The 16,364-nt window shown below is 70.4% G+C and carries 15 protein-coding genes; 10 read left to right on the forward strand and 5 right to left on the reverse strand.

Features of this window, described 5'->3' with window-relative positions; genetic code table 11:
• Nucleotides 1-38: 38 nt before the first annotated feature.
• Nucleotides 39-350: an MTH1187 family thiamine-binding protein gene (locus H490_RS23680; RefSeq protein ID WP_017883946.1), complete on the reverse strand. Its 312-nt coding sequence runs from the start codon at nucleotides 348-350 to the stop codon at nucleotides 39-41.
• Between the two features lie 64 nt (nucleotides 351-414).
• Nucleotides 415-1,929: a DHA2 family efflux MFS transporter permease subunit gene (locus tag H490_RS23685; RefSeq protein ID WP_017883947.1), complete on the reverse strand. Its 1,515-nt coding sequence runs from the start codon at nucleotides 1,927-1,929 to the stop codon at nucleotides 415-417.
• 93 nt (nucleotides 1,930-2,022) lie between these two features.
• On the opposite strand from H490_RS23685, the gene H490_RS23690 reads away from it, so the two are divergent.
• A complete protein-coding gene (locus H490_RS23690; protein ID WP_017883948.1) occupies nucleotides 2,023-2,874 on the forward strand; it encodes an aldo/keto reductase in 852 nt (283 codons plus the stop codon).
• A gap of 151 nt (nucleotides 2,875-3,025) precedes the next feature.
• Here the strand turns inward: H490_RS23690 and H490_RS23695 are convergent, their stop codons facing one another.
• Together H490_RS23695 and H490_RS23700 are read right to left on the reverse strand one after the other, a co-directional pair.
• Nucleotides 3,026-4,153, reverse strand: a complete 1,128-nt coding sequence (locus tag H490_RS23695) for an ABC transporter permease (RefSeq protein ID WP_017883949.1) — start codon at nucleotides 4,151-4,153, stop codon at nucleotides 3,026-3,028.
• A complete protein-coding gene (locus H490_RS23700) occupies nucleotides 4,150-5,055 on the reverse strand; it encodes an ABC transporter ATP-binding protein (protein WP_017883950.1) in 906 nt (301 codons plus the stop codon). Before H490_RS23700 ends, H490_RS23695 begins: the two co-directional genes overlap by 4 nt.
• Nucleotides 5,056-5,187: 132 nt before the next feature.
• Between H490_RS23700 and H490_RS23705 the strand changes: the two genes are divergently transcribed.
• Nucleotides 5,188-6,624, forward strand: a complete 1,437-nt coding sequence (locus H490_RS23705; RefSeq protein WP_017883951.1) for a sensor histidine kinase — start codon at nucleotides 5,188-5,190, stop codon at nucleotides 6,622-6,624.
• Nucleotides 6,621-7,439, forward strand: coding sequence for a response regulator (locus H490_RS23710; protein WP_017883952.1), 819 nt, complete (start codon nucleotides 6,621-6,623; stop codon nucleotides 7,437-7,439). The genes H490_RS23705 and H490_RS23710 overlap by 4 nt, the downstream gene beginning before the upstream one ends.
• Before the next feature lie 116 nt (nucleotides 7,440-7,555).
• Here the strand turns inward: H490_RS23710 and H490_RS23715 are convergent, their stop codons facing one another.
• Complete coding sequence (locus H490_RS23715) at nucleotides 7,556-8,563, reverse strand: LacI family DNA-binding transcriptional regulator (RefSeq protein WP_017883953.1); 1,008 nt, start codon at nucleotides 8,561-8,563, stop codon at nucleotides 7,556-7,558.
• 215 nt (nucleotides 8,564-8,778) lie between these two features.
• Between H490_RS23715 and H490_RS23720 the strand changes: the two genes are divergently transcribed.
• The 7 genes from H490_RS23720 (at nucleotide 8,779) to H490_RS23750 (ending at nucleotide 16,304) form a co-directional block, all read left to right on the forward strand.
• Nucleotides 8,779-10,308 carry a sugar ABC transporter ATP-binding protein gene (locus H490_RS23720; protein ID WP_017883954.1) on the forward strand — a complete coding sequence of 510 codons (1,530 nt, stop codon included), beginning with the start codon at nucleotides 8,779-8,781 and terminating at the stop codon, nucleotides 10,306-10,308.
• On the forward strand, nucleotides 10,305-11,354 hold the full coding sequence (locus tag H490_RS23725) for an ABC transporter permease (protein WP_017883955.1): 1,050 nt from the start codon (nucleotides 10,305-10,307) through the stop codon (nucleotides 11,352-11,354). Before H490_RS23720 ends, H490_RS23725 begins: the two co-directional genes overlap by 4 nt.
• Nucleotides 11,351-12,412, forward strand: a complete 1,062-nt coding sequence (locus H490_RS23730) for an ABC transporter permease (RefSeq protein ID WP_017883956.1) — start codon at nucleotides 11,351-11,353, stop codon at nucleotides 12,410-12,412. Before H490_RS23725 ends, H490_RS23730 begins: the two co-directional genes overlap by 4 nt.
• A 64-nt stretch (nucleotides 12,413-12,476) precedes the next feature.
• Nucleotides 12,477-13,514 carry a rhamnose ABC transporter substrate-binding protein gene (gene rhaS / locus H490_RS23735; RefSeq protein WP_017883957.1) on the forward strand — a complete coding sequence of 346 codons (1,038 nt, stop codon included), beginning with the start codon at nucleotides 12,477-12,479 and terminating at the stop codon, nucleotides 13,512-13,514.
• Nucleotides 13,515-13,599: 85 nt separating this feature from the next.
• Entirely contained in the window at nucleotides 13,600-13,983 is a 384-nt protein-coding gene (locus H490_RS23740; RefSeq protein ID WP_017883958.1) for an L-rhamnose mutarotase, read from the forward strand.
• Complete coding sequence (gene rhaI, locus H490_RS23745) at nucleotides 13,980-15,149, forward strand: L-rhamnose isomerase (RefSeq protein WP_031289989.1); 1,170 nt, start codon at nucleotides 13,980-13,982, stop codon at nucleotides 15,147-15,149. The genes H490_RS23740 and rhaI overlap by 4 nt, the downstream gene beginning before the upstream one ends.
• A 153-nt stretch (nucleotides 15,150-15,302) precedes the next feature.
• Nucleotides 15,303-16,304: a LacI family DNA-binding transcriptional regulator gene (locus H490_RS23750; RefSeq protein ID WP_017883960.1), complete on the forward strand. Its 1,002-nt coding sequence runs from the start codon at nucleotides 15,303-15,305 to the stop codon at nucleotides 16,302-16,304.
• The last annotated feature ends 60 nt before the right edge of the window (nucleotides 16,305-16,364 follow it).

A 16,364-nucleotide genomic window follows, 5' to 3' on the forward strand; every position in this document is an offset into this window, starting at 1 on the left:
CGCGCGCGCCGCACAGCGCGCTGCCGGAGCCGGAGGCCTTACTCCCCCGAGCGCTCGATCGCGCGCTCGAGCCGCTCGAGCTTCGCGTCGAGCTCGCCCTCGAAGCCGGGCCTGATGTCGGCCTTGATCACGAGCGACACCCGCGAGCCGAAGGGCAGCACGGCCTCGGTGGCGCGCTTGACCACGTCGAAGACCTCGTCCCACTCCCCCTCGATCTCGGTGAACATGCTGTTGGTGCGGTGCGGCAGCCCCGAGGCGCGCACCACCTTCACGGCCTCGGCGACGGCGTCGGACACCGAGGCGCCGGCCTGGCCGGTGCCGCTCGGGGCGACGGAGAATGCGACGATCATGTGCTTGCCTTCCTGCAGTGACGAGCGGGCCGTTCGGCCCCCATCCGAGTATCGCAGGAGCCGCTCACCGCTCGACCGGCAGCCGCACGCCGCCGGTGCGGGCCGGGCGCGGCGCGAAGAGCAGGGCGATGAGCGCGCCGACCACGATCACGCCCATCGGCATGAGGATCGACTCGCCCATGGCCGCGGCGAAACCGTCGTGCAGCGCCGCCGGGAGCGCGCCGGACCCCCCGCCGCCCTCAGCGCCGGCGCCGCCGGCCGCATCGGCGACCTCCGGCCCCAGCTTGGCGGCGATCCGCGATCCCATGAACGCCGCCATCGCGGCCGAGCCGAGCACCGCGCCCACCTGACGGCTCGTGTTGTAGACGCCGGAACCGGCGCCGGCGAGCTGCTGCGAGAGCCCGAACGTGGTGATCGACGCCAACGGGCCCCACATGAACGCGTTGCCGAAGCCGAGCACGGCGCTCGGGATCAGCAGCAGCCAGATCGGCGTCTCGGGTCGGGCCATGAAGAAGTAGCACGCCAGACCCGCCGCGACGAGCAGCAGGCCGAGCACGGGCAGGAGGCGCGGGTCGCGGCGGTCGATGAGCCGCCCCACCGGGCGCGCCAGCACGATCGAGAGCACCGCCATCGGCACCATCATGAGGGCGGACTGCGTGGGCGTGAGCCCCTGCACGAGCTGCAGGTAGAACATCAGGGGCAGCGACATGCCCGTGACCGAGAAGCCGACCGTCACGATGACCGCCGAACCGACCGAGAAGTTGCGGTCGCGGAAGATCTCGAGCGGGATCAGCGGCTCGCCGCGCTGCCGCCACTGCCACAGCACGAACAGCGCCAGCACCACCGCACCCGCGATGATGAGGCTCCAGACCGTGACGGGCCCCCAGATCACGCCCCAGTCGAAGCTCTCGCCCTCCTGAATGCCGAAGACGAGCAGGAACATGCCGAGCGCGCTCAGCAGCACCCCCAGCCAGTCGAAGCGGTGCGCGTTGGTGGGCAGCCTCGGCACGAAGCGCATGGCGAGCACGAACGCGATCACGCCGACGGGCACGTTGATGAAGAAGATCCACTCCCAGCCCCAGGCGTCGACGAGGAATCCGCCGAGGATCGGACCGACGAGCGTCGCCACGCCCGCGGTGACGCCCCACACGGCCATCGCGGAGCCGCGCTCGCGCGGCGGGAAGATGCGGGTGATCACCGCCATCGTCTGCGGCGTCATGAGCGAGGCGCCGAGGCCCTGGAAGACGCGGGCGGCGATGAGGGTCTCGACGCCGTCGGCCAGCCCGCAGGCGAGCGAGGAGAGCGTGAACACGGTGAGCCCGACGAGGTAGACGCGGCGCGGGCCGAAGCGGTCGCCGAGGCGGCCCGTGATGAGCAGCGGCACCGCGTAGGCGAGCAGGTAGGCGCTGGTGGCCCACAGCGTCGCGACCATGGTGGTGTCGAGACCGCGCATGATCGACGGGTTGGCCACCGACACGATCGTCGTGTCGACGAGGATCATGAAGAAGCCGAGCACGAGCGACCACAGGGCCGGCCACGGCCTGATCTCGGGAGTGTTCGAGGGCTGAGCGCTGTTCACCCGGCAAGCCTACTCCCGCCCTCCGACACGCACGCGGGGCACGCCTCGGAGGGCGGGGTGGGCAGGGCGGCCCCCGTTCGGTAGCGTCGAGGCATGACTGCAGCAGGCGCGCCCCTTCCCGCCCCCCGGATCCCGATCGCCCCGGGCGTCGAGATGCCCCAGCTCGGCTACGGGCTCTACAAGGTGCCGGCCGACGACGCCGAGCGGCTGGTGGGGCTCGCGATCGACGCCGGCTACCGCCACCTCGACGGGGCGGCGTTCTACGGCAACGAGCCGGGGGTGGGGCGCGGGATCCGCAACGCCCTCGAGGCCGGCCTGAACCGCGACGAGCTGTTCGTCACCAGCAAGGTCTGGAACACCGAGCAGGGCTACGATCGCACCCTGCGCTCCTTCGACCGCACCCTCGACGAGCTCGGGCTCGAGCAGCTCGACCTCTTCCTCATCCACTGGCCCTGCCCGGCCCGCGGCCTGTTCGTGGAGACCTACCGGGCGCTCGAGCGGCTGCGCTCGGAGGGCCGCGTGCGCGCCATCGGGGTGAGCAACTTCCAGATCGCGCACCTGCGGCAGCTGCTCGACGGCGCCGAGACGGTGCCCGCCATCAACCAGGTCGAGCTGCACCCGTGGCTGCAGCAGCGCGAGCTGCGCGAGTTCCACACCGAGCACGGGATCACCACGGAGGCCTGGTCTCCGCTCGCCCGCGGCCGGCTGCTCGACGACCCGGTGCTCACCGGGCTCGCGCGCGACGCCGGCGTCTCGGTCGCGCGACTCGTGATCCGCTGGCACCTGCAGACGGGCGGCGTCGTGATCCCCAAGGCCAGCAGCGCTTCGCGCATCGCCGAGAACGGCGACGTGTTCGACTTCGAACTCGACGCGTCGACGATGGCCGCGATCGCCGAGCTGGATCGCGGCTTCCGCAGCGGCTCGCACCCCGACGAGGTGAACTGAGGGCGGGGCCCGCCCAGACCGGCCCCGTTCCCCGCCCCTACCCCGCCCATAAATATGGGATCCGCCGAAGATATGGGATTCGAACTCGAATCGGTCATATCCTCGGCAGATCCCATACGGACCGCCGCCCTGTCCGTCGCGGCAGCAGGAACTACCCCTTGATCGCCTCGCTCAGCTTCACCTTCGCGCCCGTGCGCAGAATCGAGTTGCTGTAGATGCGCGCACCGATCCACAGCACGATCGCGATCGAGACGGCCAGCACGCCGAGCGAGAGCAGCGGCTCCCACCACTCCGCGGTGCCGAGGTAGAGGCGCATCGGCATGCCGATCGGAGCCGAGAACGGCACATAGCTCATGATCGCGAGCGCCTGGGGGTTGTCGTTGAAGAAGATGATCGCGAAGTAGGGCAGCATCACGAGCCACATCACCGGGCTCACGGCGGAGGCCACGTCCTCCTGCCGCGACACGAGCGTCGCCAGGGCCGCGTACATCGTGGCGAGCAGCACGAAGCCGAAGGCGAAGAGGATGCCGAACCAGATGAGCGAGGTGCCGAGCTCGCCGAGCAGCAGATCCTGCCCCGTCGCCAGCATGCCGATCGACGCCATCGCCACGATCGCGACGACCTGCGCGAGCGCCAGGATGCTGTTGCCGAGGATCTTGCCCGCGAGCATGGTGCGAGCCGAGACGGTGGCGAGCAGGATCTCGACGATACGGGTCTGCTTCTCTTCGACCACGCTCTGCGCGATCGTGGTGCCGAAGGTGATCGCGCTCATCATGAACACGACGCCGAAGGCGATGGCGATGATGTAGGCGAGCGCCGGGTTGTCGGTCGTGGGCGCCAGCAGCTCGACCGACGGCGACGCCGAGAGCGCGCCCATCACGTCGCTCGGCGGGCTGTCCTTCGCGAGCACCGTCAGATCGACCGCGGTGTCGCCGCCCGGCACGACCGCCGCGTCGACCTCGCCGTCGAGCACGAGCTGCTCGGCAGCGGCGCGATCCTGCGCCTCCGTCACCTCGAAGCCCTCGCCGTCGAGCGGCTGCAGCACCGTCGATGCCTCGCCGACCGCGGCAACCTTCGTCGGGCCGCCGAGGCCGCCCGAATTCGCCATGAACCCGCTGAACAGCACGCCGGCGAGCACGAAGAGCAGCAGTACGCCGCTCGACACGAGGAAGGCCTTGCTGCGCAGCTTCGTGGTGATCTCGCGCTCGGCGACGAGCCAGGCGCCCTGCGCGCCGCTCACCGGGCGGGCGCCGCTGCGGGAATGCGTCTGTGTGGTCATTGCACGACCTCCTTGAAGATCTGGGCGAGGGTGGGGGTGACGGGGCCGAACCGGCGCACGACGGATGCGGCCGCGTCGTGGCCGACCGCGCGCACGAGCACGGCCTGCGCCGCGTCGTCGCTGTCGGCGTCGAAGCGGGCGAAACCGCCGTCGAGGTGGGTGACCGCCACTCCGGGCTGCTCGCGCACCCAGCCCGCATCGGCCGCGGGGCCGGCGAGCTCGATCTCGAACTCGCGCCCCGAGTGCTCGGCGCGCAGGGCCTCGCGGGAGCCGGAGGCGAGGATCTTGCCGTCGCCGATCACCACCACGTCGTCGCAGAGCCGCTCGACGATGTCGAGCTGGTGCGAGGAGAAGAGCACGGGCGCGCCCTGCGCCGCGTAGTCGCGCAGCACGCCGAGCACCACCTCGACGGCGATCGGATCGAGGCCCGAGAACGGCTCGTCGAGCACGAGAGCGACGGGCTCGTGCACGAGCGCAGCGGCGATCTGCGCGCGCTGCTGGTTGCCGAGGGAGAGGCTCTCGAGGGTGTCGTTCGCCCGCTCGCCGAGGCCGAGTCGCTCGACGAGACCCGTCGCGGAGGCCTTCGCCGCGGAGGCGCTCATGCCGTGCAGGCGACCGAGGTAGACGAGCTGCTCGAGCACCTTCATCTTGGGGTAGAGCCCCCGCTCTTCGGGCATGTAGCCGAACCGTGCGCGATCCCCCGGTGTCAGCGGGCTGCCGTCGAGGGTCACCGTGCCCGCGTCGGCCGACAGCACCCCGAGGATGATGCGCATGGTGGTGGTCTTGCCCGCGCCGTTGCCGCCGACGAAGCCGGTCATGCGACCGCTCTCGACGCCGAAGCTCACGTCGCTGAGCACTCTGCGGTCTCCGAAACTGCGGGAGACGCCTGTGATCTCGATCATCTCGTCTCGCTCCTTTCCTGAGCTGTCTCCACGCTACGGCGGACCGTCGGCATCGCGCCTCCCCCGCCGGGCGGAACCCGCTCCGCCCCGAGGCTGACGTGCGATGTCCGAGGCTCCCCCTACCCTGGAGGCATGACAGAACACAGCGCCGCCGAGTGGGTGCGGCCCAAGCCGAGCGCCGGCAGCCTGCGAGCCGACCTCGGCCTCGCGGCGCTGCTCGCGTTCGCGGCGCTCACCACGTCACTGCTCTACCTGCGCACCGGCCTGCTCGCCGACCCGGCCGAGCCGTGGGTGTGGGCGGTCGGCCTCGGCCTCACCACCGTGCCCCTCGCCCTGCGCCGCAGCTACCCCGTGCCGGTGGCCGCCCTGGTGGCGGTCGGCTTCTTCATCTGCGGCCAGTTCGGCGTCCCCGAGATCCTCATCGTCAACATCTGCCTCTTCATCGCCCTCTACACGGTGGGGGCCTGGGAGGCCAGGCGGGCGCTCGCGGCCTGGGCCCGCATCGCCATCGGCGGCGCCCTCATCGTATGGCTCATCCTGTCGCTCATCATCTCCTCCTCCGACACCGACGCCTTCCCCGGGCTGTCGCGCTCGGGCCTGTTCTCGGCGTACGCCACCTTCGCGGTGATCCAGCTCATCACCAACCTCATGTACTTCGGCGGGGCCTACTACTTCGGCGAGCGCTCGTGGCGCGCGGCGCGCATGCAGGCGCACCTGGAGGCGCAGGGGCGCGAGCTCGAGCTCGAGCGCCAGACGAGCGCCGCACAGGCGGTCGCCCTCGACCGCCTCGGCATCGCCCGCGAACTGCACGACGTGGTCGCCCACCACGTCTCGGTCATGGGCATCCAGGCCGCGGCGGCGAGGCGCAGCAGCGAGCGCGATCCCGATCGCGCCGCCGCCGCGCTCGAGGTGGTCGAGCAGAGCGCGCACACCGCGGTCGAGGAGCTGCGGCGGCTCGTGCACACGCTGCGCACGCCCGAGGTCGAGAGCGGGTCCAGCACGGTCGGCATCGCCCAGCTCGCCACGCTCGTCTCCGAGTCGCAGAGCGCCGGCGTGCCCACCACCCTGATCATCGCCGGCGAGCCGCGGCCGCTCCCCATGCTCGTCGACGTGGCGCTCTATCGCGTGGTGCAGGAGGCCCTCACGAACGTGCGCAAGCACGCGGGGCGCGGGGCGTCCGCCGAGGTGCGGCTGCGCTTCGAGCGCGAGGCCGTCGAGGTCGAGGTGAGCGACGACGGCGTGCGCCAGCGCGCGGGCGAACCCGCCGAGGGCTCGGGGCTCGGGCTGCGCGGCATGCGGGAGCGCATCGGCGCCGTCGGCGGCACCGTGCGGGCGGGGCGCCGCGAACCGGCGGCGGGGGCGAGCACCGGCGGCTTCATGGTGCGGGCGACGGTGCCGAACGCCGTCGGCGACGCAGCCGACGGCGTTGCACTCGACCCGGGCGACCGCGGTGCGGACGGCGAGGCCGCCGCGCAGGGCGGGAACGGCGGGGAAGCGAACGGTGATCCGGTTCGCGAGCGCAGCAGCGGGACGCCCCTCGCCGCCGACCGAGGGGAGGTGCGCGCATGATCCGCGTGCTGCTCGTCGACGACCAGGCGCTGGTGCGCTCGGGGTTCCGCATCATCCTCGAGAGCGAGCCCGACATCGAGGTGATCGGCGAGGCCGCGAACGGCGGCGAGGCCGTCGAGCTCACCGCGGAGCTGCGCCCCGACGTGATCTGCATGGACGTCGAGATGCCCGAGATGAACGGCATCGAGGCGTCGCGTCGCATCCTCGGCGACCCCAGTGCAGAGGGCCCGGCCGTGCTGATCCTCACCACCTTCGGTCACGAGGCATACCTCTTCGACGCCCTCGCCGCGGGCGTGAGCGGATTCCTGCTCAAGACCTCGCGGGCCGAGCAGCTCATCGACGCCGTGCGCACGCTGGCCTCCGGGCAGGCGCTGCTCGGATCCGACGTGACGCGCGCCGTCATCGATCGGATCTCGGCCCGCGCGCCGGGCCCGGGTGGTGCAGGCGGATCAGGCGAGCCGGGCCCGGCGGGCCGGGGCGACCCGGGCGGCGCATCGGACGAGGGGCGGCGCGCGACCGCCGGCGCCCCGGCCGCCGATCCCGTGACCGCGCCGGCGAAGGCGCAGACGCAGGCACCGCCCGAGGCGGCCGCAGCGCTCGACCGCGCGGGCCTCACCGAACGGGAGCGCGAGGTGCTGTCGCTCATGGCCGAGGGCCGGTCGAACGCCGAGATCGCGAGCGAGCTGTTCCTCGGCGAGGCCACGATCAAGACCCACGTCTCGAACGTGCTGCAGAAGCTGGGAGTGCGCGATCGCATCCAGGCCGTCGTGTGGGCCCACACCCGCGGTGTCGCGCAGTCGCGCGGCGTCGTCTGAGCGGCGGGCACCTCGGGGGTGCGCCGGTAGGCGCCGCGCCCGCCCGCATCCCGCGCTCGCGCCGCCGCGACCCGGTACCCGGGTGTCCCGAGATGCGCCCGCGCGCCGTTCCGCTCTCAGCCCGCCGTGGACGAACGGATGACCAGCTGCGGCTGGAACACGATCTGCTCCCGCTCCGCGGTGCTGCCCGCTTCAGCCTCCTTCAGCAGCAGATCGACGGCCGTGGCGCCGATCTCGACGGCGGGCTGCCGCACCGAACTGATCGGCACCACGGCGGCGCTTGCGAAGTCGATGTCGTCGTAGCCGATCAGCGCGACGTCTTCCGGTACCCGCAGCGATCCCGTCATGACGAGCGCCTGCAGCACACCCATCGCGAGCAGGTCGTTCGCCGCGAAGACGGCGTCGGGCCGCCGGTCGGCTTCCATCTGCGCTAGGAGGCCGCCGATCCTCCGCCCCTCCAGCACGCTCAGCGCCTCTGTCGGGAAGAGCTCGATCGAGGCTCCGGCGTGCTGCTCGACGATCGAACGCGCACCCGCAAGACGGTCGTCGACCTGTTCCAGGCCCTCGGGCCCGCCCACGAAGGCGATCCGGCGACGCCCCTCCTCGATCAGGTGGCGGGCGGCGATGCGTCCACCCTCGACATCGTCGACCGACACCGACGAGAACGAGCGGTCGCTGGTGCCCCGGTCGACGAGCACGACCGGGATGCCCGCGTCCCTCAGCCGGTGCAGCTGCGTCAGCTCGGTGCGCACGGGGGAGATCAGCACGCCCGCTACGCGGTGCTCCTCGAACATGTCGAGCAGGCTCTGCTCGCGCTCGCTCGACTCGTCGCTGCCGCCCATGAGCACGGTGTAGCCGTCGTCGAGCGCCCGCCCCTGGGCGCCGTGGGCGACATCCATGAAGAAGGGGTTGCGGGTGTCGAGCACGACGAGCCCGAAGCTGCGGCTGCGTCCCGCCCTCAGCTGGCGGGCGGCGTCGTTGCGCACGAAGCCGAGGGCCTCGATGGCCTCCGTCACGCGGGCGACCGTGGCCGGGGCTACGATGCCGGGGCGGTTCAGCACGTTCGAGACGGTGCCGACCGAGACGCCGGCCTCGCGAGCAACATCTCGGATGCTGGTCGCCATCCGCTTCCCTCCCGGCTCGACGGGGCGGTTTCCGCCCGCATGGTTCCGCCAGTCTACTCCGCGGCGTCCCGGCTCTGAAACGCTTCAATAACAATCACCCGCAGTTCGAAACCTCCGCTTGACGAGCTCGAAACCTGTGTGCTTCAATGCCTATTGAAACGATTCAGTTACGCCTCGGGGCGAGCCCTCTCCCGATGCAGGAAGCCGTGAATTCAATGAAGAGATCACCCGCCGACGCGCCGCTGCTCGAGCTGCGCGGCGTCACGAAGGCCTTCGGCCCCGTGGTCGCGCTGCGAGACGGCAGGATCGCGCTCGAGCCCGGTTCCATCCACGCCCTCGTCGGCGAGAACGGCGCCGGCAAGTCCACCCTGGTGAAGATCATCGCCGGCCTCTACCGCCGCGACGGGGGCGACATCACCCTGGCCGGCGATTCCGTCGACTTCGCATCGACCGCCGAGGCGAAGAACGCGGGGATCGCGGTCATCTACCAGGAGCCCACGCTCTTCCCCGATCTCTCGGTCACGGAGAACATCTTCATGGGCCGGCAGCCCCGCGGCCGCTTCGGACGCATCGATCGGACGCGTATGCGCTCGGAGGTCGAATCGCTGTTCGCCCGCCTGGGGGTCACGATGGATCCGGACCGCACGGCGGACGGCCTCTCGATCGCCGACCAGCAGATGATCGAGATCGCCAAGGCCATCTCGCTCGACGCACGCGTGCTCATCATGGACGAGCCGACGGCGGCGCTCTCGGGCGTCGAGGTGGATCGCCTCTTCCAAGTCGCGAGGGCGCTTCGCGACGAGGGCCGCGCCCTCGTGTTCATCTCGCACCGCTTCGACGAGGTCTTCGCGCTCTGCGACACCATCACCGTGATGCGCGACGGCAGCTACGTCTCGACGCGGCCGATCTCCGAGACGACACCCGACGGAGTGGTCGCCGAGATGGTGGGCCGCGAGATCACCGAGCTGTTCCCCAAGTTCGAGACCGAGGTCGGCGAGCCGCTGCTCGTGGTCGAGGGGCTCACCTCCCCGGGCGTGTTCAACGACATCAGCTTCACCGTGCGAGCGGGCGAGATCGTCGGCCTCGCCGGACTCGTCGGCGCCGGCCGCAGCGAAGTCGTCCGCGCCGTGTTCGGCGTGGACGGCTACCGCAACGGCAGCGTCCGCGTAGCCGGTCGGGCGGTGCCCAAAGGGCGGCCCACGGCCGCGATGCGCGCGGGCCTCGCCCTCGTGCCGGAGGACCGGCGCAAGCAGGGCCTGGTGCTCGAGGAGAGCGTCGCCCGCAACACCGCTTCGGTGATCCTCGACTCGATCGCCAGGCTGGGCCTCGTGACGACCTCCGCCGAGCATCGGGCGGCCCGTCCGTGGTCGGAGCAGCTCGCGGTCAAGGCCAACGCGATGAGCACGCTCGCGGGCACCCTGTCGGGCGGCAACCAGCAGAAGGTCGTGCTGGGCAAGTGGCTCGCCACCGATCCCCGGGTGCTGATCATCGATGAGCCCACCCGGGGGATCGACGTCGGCACCAAATCGGAGGTGCACCGGTTGCTGTCCACTCTCGCCAGCCGGGGCATGGGCGTGCTCATGATCTCGAGCGAGCTGCCCGAGGTGCTCGGCATGGCCGACCGCATCGTGGTGATGCGCGAGGGGCGGGTCACCGCCACCATGGACCGCGAGAGCGCCACGCAGGAGAACGTGATGCGCGCCGCAACGCAGAGCACCACCGACGGAACGGAGCCTCAGGCATGAGCACCACCACTCCGGCCCCGACGCGACCGGCGGCCTCGAAGCCGAACGCGCTCGGCACGGCGTTCGGCAGACTGTCCCGCGCCAGGGAGGCGAGCATCGTGCTCGCCGTCATCCTCGTCATCGTCGCCGCCACGGTCAAGAACCCCAGCTTCCTCTTCTCGCCCGACGGATATCGCGATCTCTGGCTCACGCCCTCGCTGCTCATGCTCGTCGCCGTCGGCCAGGCCGTCGTGCTGATCACGCGCAACGTCGATCTCTCGGTCGGGTCGGTGCTCGGGCTCAGCGCCTATCTCACCGGTCGACTGTTCATCGACCTGCCCGGCATCCCGATGCTCGCGGTGATCGTGATCGCCATCGTCTTCGGAGGCCTGCTCGGACTCGTGAACGGGGCTCTCGTCGCATTCGCGAAGGTGCCCGCGCTCGTGATCACGCTCGGCACGATGTACGCGTTCCGCGGCGTCAACGTGCTCTGGACGGGATCCGACCGCATCAACGCGTCGGACATGCCGCGCGAGTTCCTCCGCCTCGGCACCGCGCAGGTGCTGAGCATCCCGGTGCTCACGCTGGTCGCCGTCGTCGTGCTGATCGCCGTCGCCTGGTGGATGCGCAACAATCGCGCTGGACGCGAGTGCTACGCCATCGGCTCCGACCCCGCGGCCGCCGAGCTTTACGGCCTGCCGGTGGTGAAACGCGTGCTCACCGCCTTCGTGCTCTCGGGCGCTCTCGCGGGCTTCGCCGGCGTGCTGTACGCAGCCCGCTACGGCACCATCAATTCGCAGGCCGGTTCGGGCTGGGAGCTCGAGGCGGTGGGCGCCGCGGTGATCGGCGGGGTGGCCATCTTCGGAGGTGTGGGATCGGTGTGGGGCGCGGCGATCGGCGCAGCGCTGCTCATGACCATCAACCGGGCGCTGCCGGTGCTCGGCGTCCCCGACTTCTGGCAGCGCGCCGTCGTCGGCGCTCTCATCATCGGCGCGATCGTGCTCGATCGAGTGCTCGCCGTCAGACAGCATCGCAAACTCATCGAGGGACGGGAGACTGGGCGATGAGCACCATCACGGCACCCACCACCACGGGCCTGCGCCCGATCGCCGAATACGATCGGCCGCTCTGGCAGCGCGTGCTGCTGACGCGAGAAACGACCATGATCGCGCTGTTCGCGCTCGTGGTGCTGCTCGCCGCGATCCTCGTGCCGAACTTCGGCAGCAAGATCACCATGACCTACCTGCTGCTCGACATGTTCCCGATCCTCATCATCGCGCTGCCGATGACCGCGATCATCGTCACGGGGGAGATCGACCTCTCCGTCGCGAGTGTGGTGGGGTTCTCGAGCGTGCTCACCGGCGTGCTCACCCAGGCCGGAGTGCCGTTCGGGATCACGATCGTGCTGGCGCTCCTCGCCGGCGTGCTCTGCGGCGCGCTCAACGGCTTCCTCGTGACGGTCGTCGGGCTGCCCTCCCTCGCGGTCACGATCGGCACGCTCGCCCTGTACCGCGGGCTCGCCGTGGGCCTGCTCGGCACGACGGCCGTCACCGATTTCCCCGAGTTCTGGACCTCGCTCGCCAAGGCGAAGATCGGCGACACGGGCGTCCCCGTCGTCGTGATCCTCTTCGCGCTGCTCGCCGCGGCCTTCACCATCATGCTGCACTTCACCCGCTTCGGCAGAGGCGTCTTCGCGATCGGCCTGTCCTCCGAGGCGGCCCGTTTCTCCGGCATCGACGTCGGACGCACCAAGCTGATCCTCTTCGTGCTCAGCGGCGCCGTGGCCGCGCTCGCCGGCATCTACTACACCCTGCGCTACGGCAGCGCCCGCGGCGACAACGCGACCGGCATGGAGATGCAGGTCATCGCGGCGGTGCTGCTGGGCGGCGTCTCGATCTTCGGCGGGCGCGGAGCGCTGCACGGCGTCATCGCCGGGGTGCTGCTCATCGGAGTGCTCGGCAGCGCACTGCGCCTCGCCAACATCACGTCCGACGTCATCAACATCATCACCGGCGCCCTGCTGATCGCCGCCGTCGTCTCGTCGAGCGTCTTCGCCGCGCTGCGCAATCGCCGCAGACCCGGCTCCAGACTGCGGGTGGCCGGCGCGCCGACCGGATCCGAATGACCCTACGACCCCAGCACCTCACCCGATCAACCACCGCCCCCTGGGCATGAAAGGAAGACGAACAATGTGGTTCCAGAAGAACAAGAAGGTCGGAGCGCTCGTCGCGCTGGCGGCGAGCGCCGCGCTGCTGCTGACGGGCTGCTCGGGCGGTAACGCCGGAAGCCCGGACTCGGGATCCGGCGACGGGAGCGGCGCGAGCGTCACCTTCCTGCCGAAGAACCTCGGCAACCCCTATTTCGACACCTCGAGCAAGGGCGGAAAGGCCGCGGTCGAGGAGTTCGGCGGCACCTTCAACGAGGTGGGCCCCTCGGAGGCCACCCCGGATGCCCAGGTGAGCTTCATCAACACCGCCACCCAGCAGGGCGTGGACGCGCTCGCCGTCTCGGCCAACGATCCGCAGGCCATCTGCGATGCGCTGAACGAGGCGCGCGACAACGATGTGAAGGTGGTCACGTTCGACTCCGACACCAACACCGACTGCCGCGACCTGTTCATCAACCAGGCCGACGCCACCGGGATCGCGCAGGTGCAGGTCGACATGATCGCCGAGCAGATCGGCGACGAGGGCCAGATCGCGGTGCTGTCGGCCGCCGCGAACGCGACCAATCAGAACGCCTGGATCGACCTCATGAAGGACGAGCTCGAGGCGAACCATCCCGGCATCGAACTCGTCGAGGTCGTCTACGGCGACGACGACGATCAGACCTCGTTCGACAAGACCGCGGCCCTGCTGCAGACCTACCCCGAGCTGAAGGGCATCGTCTCCCCGACCACGGTCGGCATCGCCGCCGCGGCGCGCTACCTCTCGACCTCCGACGCCAAGGGCAAGGTGGCGCTGACGGGCCTGGGCACGCCGAACCAGATGCGGGAGTACGTGGAGGACGGCACGGTCACCGAGTTCGCCCTCTGGAACCCGGAGGATCTCGGCTACCTGACGGCCTTCGCCGCCCAGGCGCTCGTCTCGGGGGAGATCACCGGCGCCGAGGGCGACACCTTCTCGGCGGGCGAGCTCGGCGAGTACACCGTCGAGGCCGACGGCGTGGTGCTGCTCGGCGATCCCTTCCGCTTCAACGCCGACAACATCGGCGACTTCGACTTCTGAGTCGCCGCGGCTGCGGGCCCGATCGCACGGATCGGGCCCGCAGCCCCCTCACCCGATTCCGTCACGGACCGCCCAGGAGGACCGGATGCGCGTCTGCTTCCAGATGCAGCTGAGGCCCGAGCTGCTCGCCGAGTACACCGCGCGGCACGCCGAGGTCTGGCCGGAGATGCTCGAGGCCGTCGAAGACGCCGGACGCCGCAACTATTCGCTCTTCCTCAGAGCGGACGGCCTGCTCATCGGCTACTACGAGACCGACGACGACGAGCGGGCGCAGCGGCTGCTCGCGGCGGATCCCCGCACCGCCGATTGGGAGGAGCAGATGTCCCGGTTCTTCCTCGCCTCCGACGGTCGCCCCGATCAGGAGGCCCCCCGACTCACCGAGGTCTTCCACCTCGAAGACCAGCTCGCGCGCCACCGCGCGAGCACGCCCCGCGCAGAGCGCAAGACCGATAGAGAGCGCAGATCATGAGTTCGCAGTTGACACCCGAAATCCTCAGCACCCTCGAGCGGCAGGCCATCGAGGTCCCCTCGTGGGCGTACGGCAACTCCGGCACCCGCTTCAAGGTCTTCACCACGCCGGGCACACCGCGCGATCCGTTCGAGAAGATCGCCGATGCCGCACAGGTGCACCGGCACACCGGTCTCGCGCCGGCCGTGGCGCTGCACATCCCCTGGGACCGCGTCGACGACTTCGGCGCTCTGCGCGACTTCGCGGTCGAGCAGGGCGTCGAACTCGGCACGGTCAACTCGAACACCTTCCAGGACGACGACTACAAGTTCGGCGCGCTCACGCACGAAGACGAGCGGATCCGTCGAAAGGCGATCGACCATCACCTGGAGTGCATCGACGTCATGCACCTGACAGGCTCGCGCGACCTGAAGATCTGGCTCGCGGAGGGCTCCAACTATCCGGGTCAGAGCGACATGCGGGCCCGGCAGGATCGCCTGCACGAGTCGCTCGAGGCCATCTACGCACGACTCTCCGACGATCAGCGCCTCGTGCTCGAGTACAAGTTCTTCGAGCCCGCGTTCTATCACACCGACGTGCCCGACTGGGGCACGTCCTACGCGCAGGTCGCCGCGCTCGGCGATCGCGCCATGGTCTGCCTCGACACCGGGCACCACGCTCCCGGCACCAACATCGAGTTCATCGTGATGCAGCTGCTGCGCCTCGGCAAGCTCGGGTCGTTCGACTTCAACTCCCGCTTCTACGCCGACGACGACCTCATGGTGGGAGCGGCCGACCCGTTCCAGCTCTTCCGCATCCTCGTCGAGGTGATCCGGGGCGGCGGTCTCGGCCACCCCGATGTGACGTTCATGCTCGACCAGTGCCACAACGTCGAGGCGAAGATCCCCGGCCAGATCCGCTCCGTGCTGAACGTGCAGGAGATGACGGCGCGCGCGCTGCTGCTCGACGGCGACGCGCTCGCGGCGGCCCGCGCCGAGAACGACGTGCTCACCGCCAACGAGGTCTTCATGGACGCGTTCTACACCGATGTGCGCCCGGCCCTCGCCGAGTGGCGGGAGGCGCGCGGCCTGTCGGCCGATCCGATGGGGGAGTACGCGCAGTCCGGGTACCAGCAGCGCATCGAGGCCGACCGCATCGGCGGCACCCAGGCCGGCTGGGGCGCCTAGCCGCACGGCGGGCCTGCCGCGCCGAGCCTTCTCCGCAGCCGCCTCGCGCTACGCCTCGGAGCCGCGAGTTCGCCCCGGGCGTGGCCCGGTCGCCTCGAGAGGCGGTATCATCGTTCAATGAACCATTGTTCGAAGAGGGCGAGGCGGTAGCGCATGGCGACGATCCGCGACGTGGCCCGGCTCGCCGGCGTCTCGGCCGGCACCGTGAGCAATGTGCTCAACCGCCCGTCCTATGTGCGCTCCGAGACGCGCGATCGTGTCATGCAGGCGATCGCCGAGCTCGACTTCGTACCCGATCAGCGCTCGCGCCAGTTCAGGCCGGGCCGCACGCGCACCATCGGCATCGCCGTCGCCGAGCTGGGCAACCCGTTCTTCGTCGACGTCGCGCTCGGGGCAGAGGAGGTGTGCCGCGAGCACGACCTCGGCGTCGTGCTCTGCAACAGCGCGTACGACCCGATCCGCGAATCCCACAACCTCGATCTGCTCGTGCAGCAGCGGGTGCAGGGCATCATCATCTCGCCCGTCGACGAGAACAGCTCGCGCCTCGAGATGCTGAAGGACCGCGGCGTTCCGATGGTGTTCGTCGACCGCGTCGGCGACGACCGCGACGTCTGGTCGGTGGTCGTCGACGACCGCGAGGGCGGAAGGCTGGCCGCACGGCACCTCGTGAACCGCGGGCACCGCAGGATCGCGTTCCTCGGCCACCCGCACCGATCCCCCAAGGTGAAGCTGCGCTACCAGGGCGCGCGCGACGTCGTGGATCAGTCGGCGGGCGACATCACCCTCGAGCTCGTGAGCGCGTCGTCGTGGACGGTCGAAGAGGGCCGGCGGGTGGGCGCGCTGCTCGCCGCCCGTCAGGAGGACAAGCGGCCGACCGCGGTCTTCTGCGCCAACGACATGCTCGCCATGGGGCTGACCCAGGAGCTGCTCCGCGCGGGGCTCGACGTGCCCGGGGACATCGCCGTCATCGGCTACGACGACATCGAGTGGGCTCCGCTCGGGGCCGTGCCCCTCACCACGATCGCCCAGCCGCGCGAGGTGCTCGGCCGCACCGCCGTGGAGATGATGATCCGGCTCATCGACCGTTCGGAGCCGCTCCCCGAGGCGAACCACATCGTGCTGAAGCCCGAGCTGGTGGTGCGCGAGTCGGCCTAGGGCCGGCTCGGGAACGAACTGGCGAACAGACGGACGAACAAACGAACGAACAAACAGGCG

Origin of the sequence: Leucobacter sp. UCD-THU, assembly GCF_000349545.1 — a bacterium.
Lineage (GTDB): Bacteria > Actinomycetota > Actinomycetes > Actinomycetales > Microbacteriaceae > Leucobacter > Leucobacter muris.